Genomic DNA, 19,885 nt, shown 5'->3' with positions numbered 1-19,885 from the left:
TTAATGCAGCGTGTGCGGCACAGCCAGGGTAAAGGCGGGAATATCGGCGTTGAAGACCGTGCCGTCTTCGGCCACCAGGTGGTAGCTGCCGTGCATGCTGCCCACCGGCGTCTCCAGGATGGCCCCGCTGGTGTAGCGAAAGCCCTCGCCGGGCTTGATGCGGGGCTGCTCGCCGACCACACCCTCGCCACGCACCTCGCGCTCGTGACCGCTGCCGTCGGTGATCACCCAGTGGCGGCTGACCACCTGGGCGGTCACCGCGCCCAGGTTCTTGATGGTGATGGTATAGGAGAAGACGTAGCGGTCCTCGGCCGGATCAGACTGATCCGCCACGTAGGCCGGATCCACGTCCACCTCGATGCAGTAGCGCTCCTGCTCGTCGCTCATGCACCCTCCGCGTTGCCGCGGGCCGGTGTGGCCCCCAGTTGGGCCGCCTTGCGCTGCAGCGTGCCCAGCAGGTCGCGGTAGGAATCCACGAAGGCCTGCACCCCCTCGCGCTCCAACTCGGCGGTAATGGTGTCCATTTGCACGCCGTGGCGGGCCAGGGCAGCCAGGGTGGCGGCACCGTCGTCGCCGTCCTCCAGCACCGGCCGGGCGGCGCCGTGGTCACGGAAGGCCTCCCAGGTGGCCGGCGGCAGGGTGGTGACCGTGTTCCGCCCGACGAGCCGGTCCACGTAGAGGACGTCGGAGTAGTCCGGGTTCTTGGTGCCGGTGCTCGCCCACAGCAGGCGTTGCGGGCGGGCGCCCACGGCGGCCAGCTCTGGCCAGCGCGGGCCACTCAACCACCGCTGCATATGGGCATAGGCAGCGCGGGCGTTGGCGATCGCGGCACTGCCCAGCAGCTCGCGGGCCCCGGCGTCCCCGGCGGCCTGCAGGATGGGGTCCGCCTTGTTGTCCACCCGGCTGACGAAAAAGCTGGCCACCGACTGCACATCATTCACCGGCAGCCCGGCCTCGCGCCGGCGCCGCAGGCCCTCCAACCAGGACTCGACCACCTCGGTGTAGCGTTGCACGGAAAACAGCAGGGTGACGTTGACGCTGATCCCATCGGCGATCAGCGCCTCAATGGCCGGTAGGCCCTCGCGGGTGGCCGGCACCTTGATCATCACATTGGGCCGGTCGACGCGGGCGAAAAGCTCTCGGGCCTGGGCAATGGTGCGGTCAGTGTCCCAGGCCAGTTCCGGCGAGACCTCCATGCTGACGAAACCGTCGGCACCGTCGGTCTGCTCCCAGACCGGGCGCAGCACGTCGGCGGCGGCACGGATATCGGCCAGGGCCAGGTGCATGAATAACCCCTCAGCATCCAGCTCCGGCGCGGCGGCCAGGGCGTCGGCGATGGCGGCGTCGTAAGCGTCACTACCACCGATCGCCTTCTGGAAGATGGTGGGGTTGGATGTCACCCCGCGCAGGCCGTCCTCCTCCACCAGGCGCTGGAGCTCGCCCTGTTCCAGCATGCGGCGATGAATATTGTCGAACCAGGGGCTTTGGCCCAATTCGATCAGCTCTCTTAGGGGGTTGTTGCGAGTCACCGTGCGCCTCCGCACCTGATTTGATCGGGAACCGGGCAGTATAACCGCCTTGCCGCCCTGACTTGAAGCGTAGCCCCCGCACCCCACTGCGACAAACCAGCGACAGCGCACAGCCGCCCTCGCTATCCGGGCGCCTTCACCCCGAGCTTCTTCATCTTCTCCCAAAGGTTCTTGCGGCTGATCCCCAGGCTGGCGGCGGTCCGGGCCATATGCCCGCCGTGGGCCTCCAGCGCCTGCACGATATGGGCCCGTTCGCAACGACGCAGGTAATCGGTCAGCCCCTGGCCCGCCTCATCGGGCAGGCCCGGCTCATCCCGGTCGTCAAACAGATCCGCCGGGGTGACCTGCGGCCCCTCGGCGAGGATGACCGCCCGATCGATGGCATGGCGCAGCTCACGCAGATTGCCGGGCCAGTGGTGCTCCAGCAGCGCCTCCTGGGCCTGACCGGACAGCCCCTGCAGATCCTCCCGTCCCTGCTCGGCAGCCGCCTCGGCGAGGAAGCGGGCGGCGAACCAGAGGATATCCTCGGGCCGTTCGCGCAGCGGCGGGATGCGCACCTGCACGGTGTTGATGCGGTAGTAGAGGTCCTCGCGGAATTCACCGGACTCCACCAGGGCACGCAGGTCGCGGTGGGTGGCGGACACCAGGTGGATATCCACGGGGATGGGCGTCTCGCCACCGACCCGGGTGATGCAGCGTTCCTGAATCGCGCGCAGCAGACGCACCTGCATCGCCGGCGACATATCGCCGATCTCGTCCAGAAACAGGGTCCCCCCCTGAGCCTGCTCGAACACGCCGCGCCGCGCCCGGGCCGCGCCGGTGAAAGCGCCTCGTTCATGACCAAACAGCTCGGCCTCCAGCAGGCTCTCGGTCAACGCACCGCAGTTCACCGCCACGAAGGGGCGCTCACCGTCGCCGGCACCGGCCTGGTGGAGCAGGCGCGCGGCGTGCTCCTTCCCGACACCGGACTCACCGGTGATCAGCACGCCGGCCCCGGCGCGGGCGAGGCGGCGCAGACGCTCCTCAAGCCGCCGCATGGCCGGTGCAATCCCAAGCAGGGGCTCGCCCTCCTCGGCCGGGGCGTCTCCCCCCTGAGCCTCCGCCAGCCCGCGCACCTTGGTGACCAGCTCATCCAGGTCAAAGGGTTTGGTAACGTAATCCGCAGCCCCCTCCTTCAATAGCTGGACCGCCGTCTCGATGGCACCGTGGCCGGTGATGAAGATAAACGGGGGGAGCACCTGGCCGTCGCGTTTCAAGGACAGGTAAAGGGCATCCCCCTCCTGGTCGGGCAGCCGGATGTCACTGATGGCCGCCGCGTATCCCCCGCCCCGCAGGTGCTCCCGGGCCTGTGCCGCGGTCACGAACCAGTCCACCTGAAACCCCTCCAGGGTGAAGCGATCCTGCAGGGACTCACCCATGATGGGATCGTCCTCGATGAGACACAGGCGAGCGCTCATGACAGCGCCTCCCGCAGCTCGGCCTCACGGGCCTCCAGCGGCAACTGGACGACGAATCGGGTGTCGTCGGGTCGACTCTCCACTTCAATACGCCCACTTAGCTGCTCAATGATCTGATAGGTTACCCACAAGCCCAGGCCGTTGCCCACGGCACTGGCACCGGAGAAGGGCTCGAACAGGTGATCCATGCGCTCGGCGGGTATGTGGTCGCCGTCGTTCCAGACGGTGATCAGCAACCAGCCGTCGACACGCTCCAGCCGGCAATCGACCCGACCACGCTGTTGCGCCGCGCGCACCGCGTTGAGCAGCAGGTTGATGAGCACCTGACGCACCGGGGTCGCCGGCAGGGGCACCGGCCCCTGAAGCCGGTTGTCCCAGTCCAGGTTCACCTGCTTTCGGCGAATGTCCGGCGCCAGCAGTGTACGCACATCCTCCAGGTCCTCCGCCCAGAGGTCCTCCCCCTTAAGCCGGGTCTCCACCAGCAGAGCGCCGACGATATCGCGGATCTGCAGCAGACCGCGCTCCACCAGCGACAGGGTCTTGAGGGTGAAGGGGTCCGGCGCCCCATGATGTTTATAGGTGTTGAGTGCGTTGAGCATGCCGCCAAGCGGGTTGTTGATCTCGTGGGCGATCCCGGAGGTCAGCCGGCCGATGGCCGCCAGCCGGTCGGCCCGCACCATCTCCCGCTCCAGGGCCTCTTTCTCCTGCAACTCCTCAATGAGGGCGTGGAATTGGCGATTGAGCCGTCCGATCTCATCGTCGCCGGTACGCCGCAGTTGGCAGCCCAGCCGCTCCGCGGAGCCGCTGCCGAGCTTATCCATACAGGCGGACAGCGCCAGCAGCGGCTCGGCCACCCGCCGGCCCAGCCACCATCCGGCCGGCACCAGCACCAGCAGGATCAGGAACGTGGTGACCAACACCTGTTGCATCGCCCCGAGAAAACGGGGCAGAAACCCGGCGCGCGAATAGCCCAGCACCACCGTACCCAGCACGCTGCCATCCATCTCCACCGGCAACAGCACCAGGAACTCGTTGCCCGCCAACTGCAGCCGCTCCGGGCCACTGATCCCCTCCCCGGCCAGTAACCGCCCCAGAGGAGCCAGATCGGGGTCCGCCTCGGCGGGGCGGGCGAGGATTGGCAGGCGGTCCGGATCGGTGGAGACATAGATCCGGTGGTGCTCGTCCAGCACCATGATGCTCTCCGGGCGCAGGTGGGGCTCCATGTCCACCGCCATGGGGGTCCGGATGGTCTCGTAGGCCCCCCAGACGTCCTCCTGCAACAGCGCCGGGGCGACCCCATGGGCCAGCACCCGGGCCAGGCTCTGGCCGTTCTGGTAAAGGTCCCGCTCCAGATCGCGCCAGGCCTGCCCCAACACCGTCAGCGAGATCACCGCCGCGGTCAGCACCACCACCAGGGTGATGTTCAGCGGCACCTTGTAGCGGTAGCTGATGTTCTCGATCATCGCTCGTAGCCGTCCGGCGGCTCCGGCAGCCGGCCCACATCCACCAGGCGCTTGAGATCGCGGATACCGTCGTAGAGCGACTCATCCCCGGCCTCGAACCGCTCCAGGTTCAAGCGCTCCAGCAACTCCCGTCCGCGCTGGTCCTCATCCATACCGAACAGGGCCTCTTGCAGCGCCCGGCGTTCGCCCTCGGTGGTGCCGGGAGAAGCCACCAGCGGCGGAAAGCCAAACGGCTCGGAGCGATGCACGACCCGGGTCCGCCCGGTGAGGTCGGGCCGGTCCAGCGCCAGCGTCTCCCAGACGTAGCCATCCACGAGGCCACCATGGGCCACGCGCTCCGCCACCGCCTCCACCACCTTGCGGTGGCTGAAGGTGAAGAAGGTGCGCAGGAAGAAGCGCTCCGGGTCCATGACGCCGGCCTCGTCCAGCAACTGCTGGCCGTAGAGCCAGCCGGAGTTGGAATTGGGATCGGAGTAAGCAAATACCCGGCCGGCCAGGTCCTTGATGGATTCGGTCGCCTGGTCATTGGCCGGCACGATTAAATAGGCCTGGTAGAGGGGCGCCCCGTTGAACCGCGGGACCGCCAGCAGACCCAATCGGGTGTCATGCTGGACGTAGGGGTAGCCGCAAAGCCATGCGAAGTCGATCCGGCCCCGCAGAGCCAGCTCCACCACCTCACCGTAGCTGTTACGGCGCACGAATTGCACCTCCCGGCCGGTGCGCCGCTCCAGGTAGGTCTGCCACTCGTCCAGGAAGCTCAATTGATCCTCCAGGATCACCGGCGTCAGGCCGATACGCAGGGGCTGCGATTGCTCTGCAGCGTGCTCTGCGGCGATCGCCGCGGGTGTCGACGCCACCAACAGCGCCAACCATACGGAACCGAACCAACGGGCCATCTTCCACCTCCACGCGGCCGTTACCTATCGGTAACAATTCAAGCCGGAACCACCTCGTTTACGTTACCCACCGGTAACACTCATGCGCAGATTCGCTGGGCCATCCTGCGCCGCGCTGCGTCTAAATGCCACACCACGCCACTTGGCAAGGCTATTGCTTAAGACCACACCACTATAAAAGTTACTTCGCAATTAGACCAACGGCCCGACCCTCGCACGGCGGGGGAATAAATCAATGAACCGGGCCGGGGTGTGGAGGAGAAGCCGCTTGTCAGAGTCCGCCGAACAGTCGGCCTGGCATCGCCTGAGCGATGCCCAGCCCTGGTTGCTGTGGCAGGAGAACGCCTGCCTGCCGGCGCGCTCGCCCCTGTCCGATTGCCGTGCCTGCAGCCAGGCCTGCCCGGTGGATGCCCTGACCGCCACGCCGAAAGGCCCGCAACTGACCGGCGACTGCGTCGCCTGCGGCCGCTGCACCGCGGCCTGCCCGACCGGGGCGATCAACGGCGCCGGGCTGGACAGCCACCCCGGCGATGACCAGGCCACCGCACCGCTGGCCGTGGATTGTTGGCGGGTGCCGCCGGAGCAGTCCCCGGAAGGCGCCCTGCGGGTGCCCTGCCTGGGGGGCCTGGGCAGCGATCGCCTGCTGCGACTGGTGCAGGAGTGCGGCGAGCGTCCGGTGGAACTGCTCGACCGGGGCTGGTGCGCCGACTGCCCGGCCGCCGCCGACTGCCGGCGCCCGCCGGTGGATCAGGCCCTGACCGAGTGCCGCGAGGCCCTGGCCTCACTGGGGCTTACCGGGCGCAGCCCCAGCCTGCGGAAGGCCCCGCTACCCGCCCACCTGTACCGCCGGGAGACCCCCACACCCGGCGGGGAGACACGGGTCAGCCGCCGGGGGCTGTTCCGTCGGCTGGCCGGCCACGCGGCCGGGGCCGCGGAACAGATCCAGGGCACCGGCCCGGCCGCGCCGGCCGCAGTGCCGATGGTCTCGGGCCGGGTTCAGCCCGCACCGCGCCTTCGCCGGGTGGAGGCCCTGGCGGCCCTGGCGGTGGCCCAGGACCAGAGCCTGCCCAACACCCTCTTTCCGCAGGCGAAGATCTCCGACGCCTGCTGCAACCACCGTATCTGCGCGGCGCTCTGCCCCACCGGCGCCCTGCAACCGGTGGAGGACGAGGACGGCAGCGGGCTGGACTACGACCCGCTCTTCTGCATCCGTTGCGGCCTGTGTCAACAGGTCTGCCCGGAAAAGGCCATCACCATAACGGAACGCGACGGCCACCCCTATGTGGGACGCGTCCCGGCCACCCGACACCACCGGCAGCGTTGCCAGCGCTGTCACACCACGTTCACCGCGGGGAAGGAGCACACGCTCTGTCCCGGCTGCCGCAAGGATGCCGCACTGGCCCAGGATTCGGGCCGCGACCTGCTCTTCGGGGCAGGCTCAAGCTCCGGGGCCGCGGGCCCCGCACAAGACCCGGGCACCCAACCCGGGGATCACGATGATCAGGAGGATACAAGGCGATGAAAATGATCCTGGATACGCTGCTTAACCGGCGGCGGTTCCTCAAGGCCACCGGTGCCACCGGCGCCGCGGCCGCGACCACCGCCGGGGTGGGCAAGCTGGCCGGCTTCACCGCCGCCAGCACCACCTCCACCCATGTCAATGCCCGGCCGGGCGGCGAGACCCGTGTGACCAAGAACATCTGTCACCAGTGCCCGGCCCGCTGCGGCATCAACGTCTACACCACCAACGGACGGGTGCACGCCATCTACGGCGACCCGGGCAACCCCATCGCCAACGGCAAGCTCTGCCCCAAGGGCCACCTGGGCACCCAGTTGCTGTACGACCCGGACCGGTTCAAGGGCCCGATGAAGCGCACCAACCCCAACAAGGGCCGCGACGAGGACCCGGAGTTCGTGCCCATCTCCTGGGACGAGGCCTTCGATATTGTCGCCGAGCGGCTCAACCGCCTGCGCGAGCGCGGCGAGTCCCATCGCTTTGCCCACTTCTACGGTCGCGGCTGGGGCTCCTCCGATGCTGGCCTGTACGGCGACTTCGGCAAGCTCTACGGCACCCCGAACTCGGCCATCGGCCACGCCTCCATGTGCGCCGAGGGCTCCAAGCGGGCCAAGCGCGCCACTGACGGCAACGACTCCTACAACAGTTACGACTACCGCAACACCAACTACATCCTGAACTTCGGCGCCGGCTTCCTGGAGGCCTTCCGCCCCTACAACTACCTGATGCAGGTTTGGGGCCACATGCGCACGAAGAGCCCCAAGACCCGGGTAACCACCATTGATGTGCGCATGAATCCCACCATGGCGGCCTCGGACCGCGCGCTGATGATCAAGCCGGGCACCGACGGCGCCCTGGCCCTGGCCATCGCCCATGTCATCCTCACCGAGGGCCTGTGGGACAAGGAGTTCGTCGGCGATTTCGAGGACGGCCGCAACCACTTCCGCACCGGCGAGACCATCATTCCCGACGCCTTCCAGGCCAACTGGACCCACGGCCTGGCCGAATGGTGGAACGGGGAGCTGAAGGACCGCACCCCGGAGTGGGCCGAGGAGATCACCACCATCCCGGCCAAGCACATCTATACCGTGGCCCGGGAGTTCGCGACCACCCGCCCGGCCATGGCCATCATGGAGCGTGGGCCGACCGCCCACTTCAACGGCACCTACAATGGCATGGCGGTGCACGCGCTGAACGCGCTGGTGGGCAGCATGTTCGCCGAGGGCGGGCTGTTTTACCAGATGGGTCCCTCCTACGGCCCGCTGCCGGTGAGCGCCGACGATTACATGGACGACTACGCCCGGGAGATGCAGGGCAAGCATCCGCGCATCGACATGGCGGGCACCGAGAAGTGGCCGATGGCCGGCACCATGATGCAGGAGTGCGCCAAGCACCACCTGGCCGGCGACCCCTACAAGCTGGACACGGCCATGTTCTTCGTCACTAACCCCATCTGGACCGCGCCCGACCCGCGCCTGTGGGAGGAGGCACTGAAGGACGTCTTCATCATCGACACCTCCCCCTACCCCGGCGAGACGGCCATGTACGCCGACATCATCATGCCGGAGCACACCTACCTGGAGCGGCTGCAGGACTCGCCCACCTACCCGTTCGAGGGTTGGCCCATGGCCGCGCTGCGCACCCCGGCCGTGGACCCGGTGTACGACACCAAACACTTCGGCGACATGATCATCGAGATCGGCAAGCGCATTAACAGCCCGATGGCGGACTACTACCGCGAGTTGGGTGATGTGGAGAACATGCTGCGCCACCGCGCCGCCGGCTTCGCCAACGACCCGGGCGATAATGGCGTCAACGACTTCGAGAGCTGGAAGGAGAAGGGCGTCTGGTACAAGAAGCCCTACCACTGGCGCTACTGGCGGGGCACCTTCTACGAGTGGGACGGCGAGGGCTACAACATCGAGATGTCGGAGGACGAGGTCAAGGACAAGCTCATGCCCACGGCCTCCGGCAAGTTCGAGTTCAAGTCCAGTTTCCTGGAGAACAACGCCAACTATATCGCCCGGGAGATGGGCATCGCCGAGGATCGGGTCGGACTCATCCAGTGGGTGGAGCCCCGCCACACCGGCGACGGTGACCTGCACTTCGTCACCCCCAAGACCCCGCTGCACGCGGAGGGCCGCAGCGCCAACATCCCGCAGGCCCAGGCCTATATGCAGCCCATTGTCGGGGGTCGGGGCACCTGTTACCTGGAGATCCACCCCAAGACCGCCCAGGAGCGCGGCATCAACGACGGCGACACCGTCCGCCTCTCCGCCCAGGTACGGGGCGAGACCAAGTCCATCCTCGCCGTGGCCCGCTACATGCCGGGGCACCGTCCGGACACCCTGGTGCTGCCCATGGAGTACGGCCACTGGGCCCAGGGCCGCTGGGCCACCGCCCAGGGCCGTGACATGAAACCAGGGCACTCGGGTGATCTCACCGAGAACCTCTCTGACCCGATTTCCGGGCTCGCCTGTTACTACACCGCCAAGGTGCGGCTGGAAAAGGCGTGAGCCTGATAACTGGAGGACATGAATAATGGCTAAGTGGGGAATGGTCATCGACCTGGACAAGTGCACCGGGTGCCAAGCGTGCACCACGGCTTGTGCCATGGAGAACAACACCCTGCCCGGCGAGAGCTGGCAGGACGTGCTGTACTACAACGAGGGCGAGTACCCGAGCGCCCAGATGAAGTGGCTGCCGCGGCCCTGCATGCAGTGTGAGGACCCGTCCTGCGTGCACGTCTGCCCGACCCGGGCCACCTACAAGGACCCGGACGCCGGCGGCATCGTCTTCGTGGACTGGAACAAGTGCATCGGCTGCAAATACTGCATGATCGCCTGCCCCTACGGCGTGCGTTTCTACGCCGACGAGCAGCCGCTCATCGAGCCGGACATGCGCGACGTCTACCCGGGCGAGAACGGGCAGATGTGGAGCCCGCCCTACCAGAACCCGGAGCAGGACTGGCGCCGGGGCATCGGCATCCAGCCCAAGGGCGTGGTCTCCAAGTGCACCTTCTGCTACCACAAGGTCAGCAAGGCCCCCGAGGGCGTGCCCGACCTGGACGAGGACGATCCGGAGCTGGTCGAGTACGTGCCGGCGTGTGTGCGCACCTGCCCACCCAAGGCCCGCTACTTCGGCGACCTGGACAACCCGGAGTCCAACGTCAACCGCATCATCGGCGACAAGCACGGCGTGCGGCTGCTGGACCATACGGGCAACCGCCCGCAGGTCTACTACCTGGGCGCCGGCGCCGGCGTGCCCGCTTTCAGCCCGCGCAATTCCTGAGGGGGTGAACGACCATGTCAGATAACAACGTCATGAAGGGCGGGCTGGGCACCGGCCTGCTGATACTCTCCGCCGCCGTGATGGTGGCGACCTTCGGCTACGTGATCTTCCAGCTCAACACGGTGGGTCACGCCGCCTTCAACGTCAGTTCGAAGTTGCCCTGGGGGCAGCCGATCTCCACCTACCTGTACTTCGCCCTGGCGTCGTCCGGGCTGGGCCTGATCGCCTCGCTGCCCCTGGTGTTCGGCTTCAAGCAGTACTACGGCATCGCCAAGCGGGCCATCTTCCTGGCCTTCATCATCCTGATCTCCGGTATGGCAGTGCTGGCGCTGGAGCTGGGCCACACCTTCCGCATGCTGTGGGCCATCCCCTTCAACATGCAGATCCAGTCCGCCATGTTCTGGATGGGTGTGTTCTACGCCGCCGACCTGCTCTTCCTGCTCTGGAAGTTCCAGAAGATGGAGGCCGGCGACTGGGACAGCAAGAACACCAAGATCATCGGCATCGCCTCCTTCCTGGGCGTGCTGCTGGCCAGTGGTAACCTGGCGCTGATCTTCGGCATGATGAGCATGCGACCGTTCTGGTTCGACGGCTCGCTGCCCATCTACTTCTACCTCACCGCCGTGACCAGCGGCATGGCCGCGCTGGTGTTCTTCAGCTACCTGGCCTACGGCTTCGACCGCAGCAAGATGCCGCAGAAGCTGCAGAACGCCCTGAACAACGGCCTGCCCAAACTGTTCGCCGCGGTGCTGGGGCTGACCATCCTGTTCGTGGCCGTGCGTGCCATCACCGGCCTGTACACCAACAACCCGGAGGTCTACCACGTCTGGGCGGACTACCTGTTCGCCTCGCCGGTGTACATCCTCTCGTTGCTGTTGGGCCTGCTGGTGCCGTTCGCCCTCATGATGTCGCGCAATCTGCGCGTCAACCCGCAGGTACAGGTGCTGGTCTCCGTGCTGACCTTTGGCGGCCTGTTCGCCGAACGCTACTTCTTCGTGGTGGGCGGCCAGGTCATCCCGCTGTTCCAGGGCACCTGGGCCTGGAACATGATCCAGTACACCCCCTCGGCCACCGAGTGGGCACTGACCATCATGGGCTCCGCCATGATCTTTACGCTCTACGTGCTCGGCGAGAAGTTCTTCAACCTCTCCGCCGTGCCGGAGCAACTGGAGGAGGCAGCGGAGGCCGAGGCCAAGGCCACGGCCTGACGCAGGGGCACGGAAAGCCGGGGCAGGGAGGCCCCGGCGCCCCTTCACCTGCCGGTTTTTGGAGAGGGCTGCCGGGGTGGCGGGTTATCGATTGAGGCGACTTTGCGCACCGAGCAACGCAGCAAAAAGGCGGAAAAAAGGCGCGCCTGTCCGAGCGAAGCGAGTTCGCGCCGCCGCCTTTTGGCGAGTAGCGCAGGGCACCCCGAAGGGGTGCGCAACTGGAGCCTCAATCGATAACCCGCCACCCCGGCAGCCCTCTCCAAAAACCCCCGAACGAAGCCGTGGACGTCTAAAATGGCGTCTACGCCCCCCAGACCAACGAATCAGGCCAAGACAACACCATGCCGAACCTGCAACAACACGCCGAGCACCTGATGACCCGCGCGGAGCTCTACCTCTGCCTCGGTCAGGCCTTCATCCCCCCGGTGCAGGCCGAATACCACGAGGCCATGGGCGAGGCCCTGCCCGCGGACCTGGACGAACTGCTCCCGGACACCGACGCCGGGCAACAACTGCGCAACGCCATGCGCCAGATCGACAGTCACGAGACCCTGCTGCGCGGCTACAGCCGTCTCTTCCTGGTGCCCCCCTACCCGGCACCCCTGAACGCCGGCCTCTACATCGATCAGGCCATGATGGGCCCCAGCGTCGTGGAGATGGAGGGCTACTACCAGCGCCACGGCCTGGCCAGGGACGTCAGCTTCCGCGACACCCCCGACCACCTGGCCCTGCAACTGCAGTTCCTCGCCCTGCTGCTCGCCTCCGCCAGCCAGGCCGAGGACGGCGAATCCGCCACCCACTACCTGGAGGAGGCCCGCGACTTCCTCAACCGCTTCCTGCGCCCCTGGCCCAACGACTGGGTACGCAAGCTCGAACAGGAGGTCCGCGACACCCCCCACGGCGCGCCCTACCTGCTGCTGGCCCGCCTGGTCCGCGACAGCCTGGACCAGGACGCCCGCTGGTTGCAGGCCCAGGTGCCCGCCCCGGAGGCCGAAGCGCAAGAGGACGCCCCCGAACTGGCAGAGGCCTCCGCCGCCGTGGCCGCCAGCAGCGCCGGCAACCAGACCGAGTGCGCCCGCTGCGGCAAGCCCTTCGCCGCCTCCGGCGATCTCGCGGGGATGATGGCCACCCTGCGGGCTAAAGGGCTGGACGCCAGCCACCTGGCCGTCTGCCCCGACTGCCGGGCCGGCGCCATGGGCATGCAGCACACCAACCCCGAATTCAAGGAAGTCAAGAGCCGCTGAACGCGCCGATCATGCCGCACCCAACCGTCGGGACCCATGGGCGCCTGATTGCCGGGTTGACCGGCCTGCTGCTCGCCATGGGCCTCCCCGTCCTACCCGGCCACGCCGGTATGTCGGCGGAAGAGCTGATGGTCGACCCCATCGAGGAGGGCATGACCGAGGAGGAGCGGCAGGCTCGTCGCGAGGCCATCGAACGCGAACGCCAGGCGGCGGAGGAACGCCGGCGTGAGCGCGAGGCGGCCGAGCGCGCCGAGCGGGAGGCCCGCGAGGCGGAACTGGCCGCACGCCCCTACCCGGTTCGCCTGACCGAACGCCGCTGCATGGAGTGCCACGATGCCGGCGACTTCGACCGCGAGGCACGAACCTGGCCGGGCTGGGCCTTCACCGTCTGGCGCATGCGTCTGGCCTACGGCGCCGAACTGGAGTCGGGGGAATGGCGGGTGATTACCGACCACCTGGCGGAAACCCATGGCGCACCCGCCTCCAAGGCGGCCGCCACCTGGACCCTGCTGGCCCTTACACCCATCCTCATCGCCGCGCTGCTCTGGTACCTGATGCGCGGCAGGAGACAACGCTGATGAAGATCCGCAAGAACACCGTGGCCACCGTGCATTACCGGCTAAAGGACGAAGACGGGACCCTGCTGGACGACAGCGAACAGTCCGGCCCCATGGTCTACCTGCACGGCTACCGGCACATCCTGCCCGCGCTGGAAGAGGCGCTGGAGGGCCTCGAGGCGGGCACGCCCCACCGGGTCACCCTGCCCCCGGAAGAGGCCTACGGCCCGCACAAGGAGAACCTGGTGTTCGAGGCCAACCGCGAGTTCCTCCCGGACGACCTGGAGCTGTACGAGGGCCAACAACTGACCAGCGGCTCCCACGGCCGGCGTTTCACCCTCAAGGTCCTACGCCTGACCGAGAACGGCGCCATTCTGGATGGCAACCACCCATTGGCCGGCCGCCGACTCACCTTCGAGCTGGACGTGCGCGAAGTGCGCCCGGCGACCAAGGAGGAGGTACGCGCCCAGCACGCCCGCGACGCCACCGCCAAGGGCCAGCACGACGACTCCTGAAGCGCACCTCGGCTCAGTCGGACAGCACCCGACTGAGCCAGTCGTCCACCAGGGCGATCTCCTCCATGCAGACCTGGTGCTCCATGGGGTAGTCCTGCCACTCAACGGGATAACCCAGCCCCTGCAAGGTATCGCGGGCGGCCACCCCCAAGGGCATAGGCAACACCGGGTCGTAGCTGCCATGGACCAGCAGCACCGACGTCCCGCTGTTGGCCGGATCACGCTCATCGGCCAGCCGGTCGGCCAGGGGCAGATAGCAGGACAAGCCCATCAGCCCGGCCAGCCGCTCGTCGTGCCGCAACCCGCTGAACAGGGCCGCGGCACCCCCCATCGAAAACCCAGCCAGGACGATCCGTCCGGCCGGGACGCCCCGCGCCTTTTCCTCATCGACCAGCCCCCGCACCAGGTCCATCGCCTCGCGGATGCCCGCCTCGTCCTCCCCGGCGCGGTTGATGCCGAGGTCGTAGAGGTCGTACCAGGCGCGCATCACGGCCCCCCCGTTCACCGTCACCGGCCGCTTCGGGGCATGCGGGAAGACAAACCGCACGGCGCCCTGGGCCGCCGTCTTGCGCAGCTCCGGGACGATGGGCTCGAAATCGTGGCCATCGGCACCCAACCCGTGCAGCCAGATCACACTGGCGGTGGGATTGGCGCCGGTGGACACCTCGACGCGCTCCAATCGCTGACTGTCCATAGACCCTCTCCGAAAGCCATTGTTATTCTGTGGGACGCCCAGCCTAGCGCCGACCGGAGCGAAGCACCTTGCGCTGGGTCAGTTTTGCTGGGATTTGTCGTCCGGCGGCGTATAATGTCCGGTCCATTCACCCATCCGGCCCGTCCCATGCGCACTACCGTACTGGCCATCCTGGTCCTCCTCGTCCTGAGCACCACCCTCCTGGCCGGTTGCGGGCAGAAGGGGCCACTGTACATGCCGGACGACGAGACCGAGCAGTCGCACCACTGATCACCCCGGAGAGCCCAGACCCCATGCAAGCGTTCACGCTGCAGGACGGCCGGCTGTGTGCCGAGGCCGTGCCACTGGAAGACATCGCAGAACAGGTGGGCACCCCCACCTACGTCTACTCCAAGGCCGCCATCGAATCGGCTTGGCGCGGCTTCGACCAGGCGCTGGGTGACCACCCGCACCAGGTCTGCTACGCGGTCAAGGCCAACTCCAACTTGGCGGTGCTGCAACTGTTGGCGCGCCTGGGCTCCGGCTTTGATATCGTCTCCGGTGGGGAACTGGAGCGAGTCCTGGCCGCCGGCGGCGATCCGCGCCGGGTGGTCTTCTCCGGCGTCGGCAAGACCGCAGATGAGATGCGCCGGGCGCTCGAGGTGGGTATCCGCTGCTTCAATGTGGAGTCCACTGCAGAGCTGTCGCGACTCAACCGGGTGGCCGGCGAGCTGCGACTGACCGCCCCGGTATCCCTGCGCGTCAACCCGGACGTGGACGCCCGCACCCACCCCTACATCTCCACCGGGCTGCGCGAGAACAAGTTCGGGATCGACATCCGTGAGGCGGAGGCCATCTACCGCCAGGCGGCCAACGCCGCCCACCTTAGCGTGGAGGGGGTGGACTTTCACATCGGCTCGCAACTCACCGACCTCTCACCCATCGCCGACGCCCTGGAGCGGGTGCTGGCACTGGTAGACCGGCTGGCGGCTGAGGGGATCACCATCCGGCATCTCGACGTGGGCGGCGGTCTGGGCATCCGCTACCGGGACGAGACCCCACCGGCGGCCGAGGACTACGCCCGGGTCCTGCTGGACGGGCTTCAGGGCCGCGACCTGGAATTGCTGATGGAACCCGGCCGGGCCGTGGTGGGCAACGCCGGCGTACTGATCACCCGGGTGCAATACCTGAAGGACGGCTCGGAGCAGCGCTTTGCCGTGGTCGACGCCGCGATGAACGACCTGCTCCGCCCTTCGCTCTACGACGGCTGGCACGCGATCACCCCGGTGCGCCCGCGGGCCGACACCGACACCCTGCCCTGGGATATCGTCGGCCCTGTCTGCGAGACCGGCGACTTCCTTGGCAAGCAGCGCGAGCTGGCCCTGGCCGAGGGCGACCTGCTGGCGGTGCACTCCGCCGGCGCCTACGGCTTCGTAATGGCGTCCAACTACAACACCCGTCCGCGCCCGGCCGAGGTGTTGGTGGCTGGCGGCTGTCACCACTTGGTGCGCGAACGCGAACCGTTGCGGGCCCTTTGGCGCGGCGAGCACCTGCTCGACTGACCCGGGCCAGCGAAGGAGGAGCAACGGCCGGGCACGACTTGATCGGGCGGCATTGGCCCTCTCCACCTTGACGCCGGCCGGCCTTGGCCTAGTCTTGATATAGACTGATCGGTCTACGGGTTCCGCCATGCGCAAGGACACCAAGCAACGCCTGCTGGAGGTCGGCCTGGACCTGCTGCTGCAGCACGGCTACAACGACCTGGGCGTGCAAACGCTGCTCACCGCCAGCGGCGTTCCCAAGGGCTCGTTCTATCACCATTTCCGCAGCAAACAGGACTTTGCCCTGCAGGTGGTGGACCGATACATGCGGGAGGTCCACGCCGGCCTGGACGCCTGCCTCAGCGCCCCGGAGCGCGCGCCGCTGGAGCGGATTCACACCTTCTTCGCGCTGTCGTTGGAGAAATACGGTCGCGAGGGCTATCGCGGCTGCCTGCTCGGCAACCTGGGCCAGGAACTTTCCGCGGCCAGCGATGTATTCCGCTACAAGATCGAGTGGTGTTTCGCCGAGATCACGGCACGAATCGCGGTTTGCCTGGAACAGGCGCGGCTGCGCGGCGACCTGCCGCCCGACACCGACGTCCACCATATGGCCGACCTGCTGCTGGACTGCTGGGAGGGGGCGGCACTGCGCAGCCGCCTGCAGCGGGACCCGGCACCGTTGCGGGCCATGCTCGATTTCCACTTCAACCACAGCGCCGCCTGATCACCGGGGCACCCTTTTCCGCAGGGATCTTGTCTGCACGCGAGCCGGCGTACACACAACGGAAAATCGTTTGCTTGACCACCCCCCGGGCTTTCCTAGACTGCCAGTTAGACTGATCGGTCTACCCGCATAACCCTGCTGTGCAGGAGGAGGCCACCATGCGTATCGCGAAGTCGGATGTACCTCAGGTGTTCAACGCCCCGGGCGCCATCGCCCGCCAGGTTTTGGATTTTGGCGACGCCACGGGCTACAGCAAGATGACCGGGGAGTACTTCTCCCTCGAGGCCGGCACTGATATCACGCCCCTGCTTGAGGGGCTGAAGGACAATCTCTGCCAATCCCCCCACTGGGGCTACATGATCCAGGGGCGATTGGTCATGACCTACCGCGACGGCAGCGAGGAAGCCGTGGCCGCCGGCGACCTCTTCTACTGGCCACCGGGGCACACCCTCCGGGTGGAGCAGGACGCCGAGATCATCCTGTTCAGCCCACAAGAAGAGCATTGCCAGACCCTGGCCCACCTGAAAGAGCAGCTGGACAGCTGAACCGCGCCGGCACCGTTGGCGGAGGCCGTCATCGGTGCCGGCAGACCTCCCGGGGTGGCGACGCCGCGGGGCAACCTGCGCTAGTCTAGGGACAGACCAATAACCACTCAGGGAGATAAGGTCCATGAGCGAACGCGTTGCCCTGGTGATACTGCCCGTGGACGGCTCGCCGGCGTGCGTGGCCGCCGCGGGCCATGCCGGGTTGCTGGCGCAGGTGCTGCACGCGCGCCTGCAGCTGGTGCATGTCATGCCCCCCATCCCTGCCGAATTCAGCGACCTGCCGGCCAACCGCAAGCCGGAGACCGACCAGGACCGGGCGGAGCAACTCGAAAACGCCCGGCAGGCGTTCGAAAAGGCACGCGCCATTCTCGACCCCTCGCTGGAGCCGGAATGCCTCACCCTCGAGCCGGACGATGAAAGCCTGGTCCACCGCCCGGGCCGGGTGGTGGCCGATCACGTGCGCCGCCAGTCCGATTGCCTGCTGGTGCTGGGGGCCCGCCACATGAGCGACTTGGTCAAGCTGGTGGAGGGCAGTGTCAGCAACGAGATCCTGCACCGGGTGCAGTGCCCGGTGACCGTGGTCCACGACGATGCCGAGCATGAGGGCACGGCGCGCTTGGGCCTGATCCTACTACCTGTGGATGGCTCCGGGCACAGCCAAGCGGCCGCCGCGCTGGCCGGCGACATGGCACGTAACGCCTCGGTGCCGGTGGAGCTGATCTTCTGCCAGCCGAGGGGTGGGGTCGACCCGGGCGACGAGAAGCCCGAGGCGATCTTCGCCCGCGCCCGCGAGGCCCTGGGCAAGGTACCGTCCGGGGTGGAGGAGACGCTGCTGACCACGGCGCGGCCATCGGACGCCATCGTGAAGCATGCCCGGGCGCGGCAGGACCAGTCACCAACGGTGATCATGGGCCGGCACGGCCGAGGCGTGCTTGGCGAGGCGCTGATAGGCAGCGTCAGCCACCGGGTGGTGGAGACCGCGCCCTGCCCGGTGACCGTCGTCATCTAGAGCAGGGCCAGCGCGACACCCGCCCGATCTCACACACCGAGTAAGACGCAAAGGGTACCTACATGATCCGCCACTATCTGGGCCGTTACCCCGACATCGCCGACTCCGCCTGGATCGACGAGAGCGCCGTGGTCATCGGCGACGTGACCCTGGCAGAGGATGTTTCCATCTGGCCGATGGCCGTGGTGCGCGGTGACGTGCAGTTCATCCGAATCGGCAAGCGCAGCAACATCCAGGACGGCAGCGTGGTCCATGTCGCCCACGACGGGCCTTACAGCCCGGGGGGCTTCGCCACCCACATTGGTGAGGACGTCACCGTGGGCCACAAGGCCATCGTGCATGCCTGCACCGTGGGCGACCGCTGCCTGATCGGCATGGGCGCCATCATCATGGACGGTGCGGAACTCGGTGACGAGAGCATCCTCGCCGCCGGCGCCCTGGTGCCGCCCGGCAAAAAGCTGGAGGGCGGGCACCTGTACGTGGGCAGTCCGGCCAAGCCGGCCCGGCCGATCACCGACGAGGAACGCGAGAAGCTGGTCTACTCCGCACGCCACTACGTGAAGGTGAAGAACCGCCACCGGGACGGCGAGTAGGCATGGCGCGCCGGGCGCCCTTCCGCATCCTGGACACGGAGGTCCGCCCCGGACAGCGCGCCACGGTGGATGTGCCGCTGGCCCAACTCTACACCCACACCCAGCTGCACATGCCGGTGCAGGTGGTGCACGGCCGACGCGAGGGGCCGGTGCTGCTGGTCAGTGCCGCGCTCCACGGCGACGAGATCAACGGCGTGGAGATCATCCGCCGGCTGCTCAAGCTCTCGGCCCTGCGCCAGCTGGCCGGCACTCTGGTGGCAGTGCCCATCGTCAACGTCTTCGGGTTCATCCACCGCTCCCGCTACCTGCCTGACCGGCGCGATCTCAACCGCTGTTTCCCGGGCAGCGAGCGAGGCTCCCTGGGCGCCCGCACCGCCTACCTGTTCCGCACCGGGATCGTCGAGCGCTGCAACCACGTCATCGACCTGCACACCGCCGCCATCCATCGGGACAACCTCCCCCAGATCCGGGTCAACCTGGAGAATGCCGAAGCCGCCGCCATGGCCCGCGCCTTTGGCATGCCGCTCACCCTGAACAGTGGGCTGATTGAGGGCAGCCTGCGGGCGGTGGCGGACGATGCCGGCATCCCGGTGATCACCTATGAGGCGGGTGAGGCCCTGCGCTTCCAGGAGCCGGCCATCAAGGCCGGACTGGCCGGCACCGTGCGGGTGATGCGCAGTCTGGGTATGCTGCCGTCACGGAGCGGGCGGCACACCGGTGGCTCCCGCCAGAGCTATGTCGCCAATGCCTCGCAATGGGTGCGCGCCGAACAAGACGGCATCTTCCGCACCGTCAGCCCTCTCGGGACCCACGTGAAACAAAGGCAGGTACTGGGTTATATTGCAGACCCCTTCGGCGAGCGCGAGCTGCCCGTCCATGCGCCCTTCAGCGGGATCGTGGTGGGCCGCAATAACCTGCCGCTGGTGAACGAGGGCGAGGCGCTGTACCACGTGGCCCGATACGATCAGGCCGCCCGCGCCGAACGGGTGGCGGCCCAGTGGGCCGCATTCGAGGAGGGGCTGAACGGCGACTACCCGCCCTCCGAGGAGCCGCCCATCGTCTGAGCCCCCGCCGGCACGGGCACCGGGCCGGCCGATAACAACCCGACAAAGGCTGGGGGACCC

At 67.5% G+C, this 19,885-nt stretch carries 20 protein-coding genes; 14 read left to right on the top strand and 6 right to left on the bottom strand.

Annotated features, from left to right (window positions below):
• The 5 genes from apaG to MLG_RS01085 form a co-directional block, all read right to left on the bottom strand.
• Entirely contained in the window at window positions 1-387 is a 387-nt protein-coding gene (apaG, locus tag MLG_RS01105) for a Co2+/Mg2+ efflux protein ApaG (protein WP_011627973.1), read from the bottom strand.
• On the bottom strand, window positions 384-1,529 hold the full coding sequence (gene tal, locus MLG_RS01100) for a transaldolase (protein WP_011627972.1): 1,146 nt from the start codon (window positions 1,527-1,529) through the stop codon (window positions 384-386). The genes apaG and tal overlap by 4 nt, the downstream gene beginning before the upstream one ends.
• Before the next feature lie 122 nt (window positions 1,530-1,651).
• Complete coding sequence (locus tag MLG_RS01095) at window positions 1,652-2,986, bottom strand: sigma-54-dependent transcriptional regulator (RefSeq protein WP_011627971.1); 1,335 nt, start codon at window positions 2,984-2,986, stop codon at window positions 1,652-1,654.
• A complete protein-coding gene (locus MLG_RS01090; RefSeq protein ID WP_011627970.1) occupies window positions 2,983-4,449 on the bottom strand; it encodes a sensor histidine kinase in 1,467 nt (488 codons plus the stop codon). Before MLG_RS01090 ends, MLG_RS01095 begins: the two co-directional genes overlap by 4 nt.
• Entirely contained in the window at window positions 4,446-5,345 is a 900-nt protein-coding gene (locus tag MLG_RS01085; RefSeq protein WP_011627969.1) for a substrate-binding domain-containing protein, read from the bottom strand. The genes MLG_RS01090 and MLG_RS01085 overlap by 4 nt, the downstream gene beginning before the upstream one ends.
• Before the next feature lie 268 nt (window positions 5,346-5,613).
• Between MLG_RS01085 and MLG_RS01080 the strand changes: the two genes are divergently transcribed.
• From MLG_RS01080 to MLG_RS01050, 7 genes are all read left to right on the top strand, one after another.
• Complete coding sequence (locus MLG_RS01080) at window positions 5,614-6,867, top strand: 4Fe-4S binding protein (protein ID WP_049753497.1); 1,254 nt, start codon at window positions 5,614-5,616, stop codon at window positions 6,865-6,867.
• A complete protein-coding gene (locus MLG_RS01075; protein ID WP_011627967.1) occupies window positions 6,864-9,377 on the top strand; it encodes a molybdopterin-dependent oxidoreductase in 2,514 nt (837 codons plus the stop codon). The genes MLG_RS01080 and MLG_RS01075 overlap by 4 nt, the downstream gene beginning before the upstream one ends.
• Before the next feature lie 25 nt (window positions 9,378-9,402).
• Window positions 9,403-10,152, top strand: a complete 750-nt coding sequence (locus tag MLG_RS01070; RefSeq protein WP_011627966.1) for a 4Fe-4S dicluster domain-containing protein — start codon at window positions 9,403-9,405, stop codon at window positions 10,150-10,152.
• A gap of 14 nt (window positions 10,153-10,166) precedes the next feature.
• Window positions 10,167-11,360, top strand: a complete 1,194-nt coding sequence (nrfD, locus tag MLG_RS01065; protein ID WP_011627965.1) for an NrfD/PsrC family molybdoenzyme membrane anchor subunit — start codon at window positions 10,167-10,169, stop codon at window positions 11,358-11,360.
• A 341-nt stretch (window positions 11,361-11,701) separates the two neighbouring features.
• The gene (locus tag MLG_RS01060; protein WP_011627964.1) at window positions 11,702-12,604 is read left to right on the top strand and encodes a TorD/DmsD family molecular chaperone; all 903 of its coding nucleotides are present in this window, start codon (window positions 11,702-11,704) and stop codon (window positions 12,602-12,604) included.
• An 11-nt stretch (window positions 12,605-12,615) separates the two neighbouring features.
• Complete coding sequence (locus tag MLG_RS15315; RefSeq protein ID WP_041717853.1) at window positions 12,616-13,182, top strand: hypothetical protein; 567 nt, start codon at window positions 12,616-12,618, stop codon at window positions 13,180-13,182.
• The gene (locus MLG_RS01050; protein ID WP_011627963.1) at window positions 13,182-13,676 is read left to right on the top strand and encodes an FKBP-type peptidyl-prolyl cis-trans isomerase; all 495 of its coding nucleotides are present in this window, start codon (window positions 13,182-13,184) and stop codon (window positions 13,674-13,676) included. The genes MLG_RS15315 and MLG_RS01050 overlap by 1 nt, the downstream gene beginning before the upstream one ends.
• A 13-nt stretch (window positions 13,677-13,689) precedes the next feature.
• On the opposite strand, the gene MLG_RS01045 is transcribed toward MLG_RS01050, so the two are convergent.
• Window positions 13,690-14,370 (bottom strand): alpha/beta hydrolase, encoded by a 681-nt coding sequence (locus MLG_RS01045; RefSeq protein ID WP_011627962.1) that lies wholly within the window; start codon window positions 14,368-14,370, stop codon window positions 13,690-13,692.
• Window positions 14,371-14,517: 147 nt separating this feature from the next.
• Between MLG_RS01045 and lptM the strand changes: the two genes are divergently transcribed.
• From lptM to MLG_RS01015, 7 genes are all read left to right on the top strand, one after another.
• Window positions 14,518-14,640: an LPS translocon maturation chaperone LptM gene (gene lptM / locus MLG_RS15020; protein ID WP_011627961.1), complete on the top strand. Its 123-nt coding sequence runs from the start codon at window positions 14,518-14,520 to the stop codon at window positions 14,638-14,640.
• A gap of 23 nt (window positions 14,641-14,663) precedes the next feature.
• On the top strand, window positions 14,664-15,911 hold the full coding sequence (gene lysA, locus MLG_RS01040) for a diaminopimelate decarboxylase (RefSeq protein ID WP_011627960.1): 1,248 nt from the start codon (window positions 14,664-14,666) through the stop codon (window positions 15,909-15,911).
• A gap of 127 nt (window positions 15,912-16,038) precedes the next feature.
• The gene (locus MLG_RS01035) at window positions 16,039-16,614 is read left to right on the top strand and encodes a TetR/AcrR family transcriptional regulator (RefSeq protein WP_011627959.1); all 576 of its coding nucleotides are present in this window, start codon (window positions 16,039-16,041) and stop codon (window positions 16,612-16,614) included.
• A gap of 158 nt (window positions 16,615-16,772) precedes the next feature.
• Complete coding sequence (locus tag MLG_RS01030; RefSeq protein ID WP_011627958.1) at window positions 16,773-17,159, top strand: cupin domain-containing protein; 387 nt, start codon at window positions 16,773-16,775, stop codon at window positions 17,157-17,159.
• Between the two features lie 124 nt (window positions 17,160-17,283).
• Window positions 17,284-18,168, top strand: coding sequence for a universal stress protein (locus MLG_RS01025; RefSeq protein WP_011627957.1), 885 nt, complete (start codon window positions 17,284-17,286; stop codon window positions 18,166-18,168).
• A 62-nt stretch (window positions 18,169-18,230) separates the two neighbouring features.
• Window positions 18,231-18,761 carry a gamma carbonic anhydrase family protein gene (locus MLG_RS01020; RefSeq protein ID WP_011627956.1) on the top strand — a complete coding sequence of 177 codons (531 nt, stop codon included), beginning with the start codon at window positions 18,231-18,233 and terminating at the stop codon, window positions 18,759-18,761.
• A gap of 2 nt (window positions 18,762-18,763) precedes the next feature.
• Entirely contained in the window at window positions 18,764-19,825 is a 1,062-nt protein-coding gene (locus MLG_RS01015; RefSeq protein WP_011627955.1) for a succinylglutamate desuccinylase/aspartoacylase family protein, read from the top strand.
• The last annotated feature ends 60 nt before the right edge of the window (window positions 19,826-19,885 follow it).

This window comes from Alkalilimnicola ehrlichii MLHE-1 (assembly GCF_000014785.1).
Taxonomy (GTDB): Bacteria; Pseudomonadota; Gammaproteobacteria; order Nitrococcales; family Halorhodospiraceae; genus Alkalilimnicola; species Alkalilimnicola ehrlichii.
This window is presented reverse-complemented; position numbering and strand designations above follow the sequence as displayed.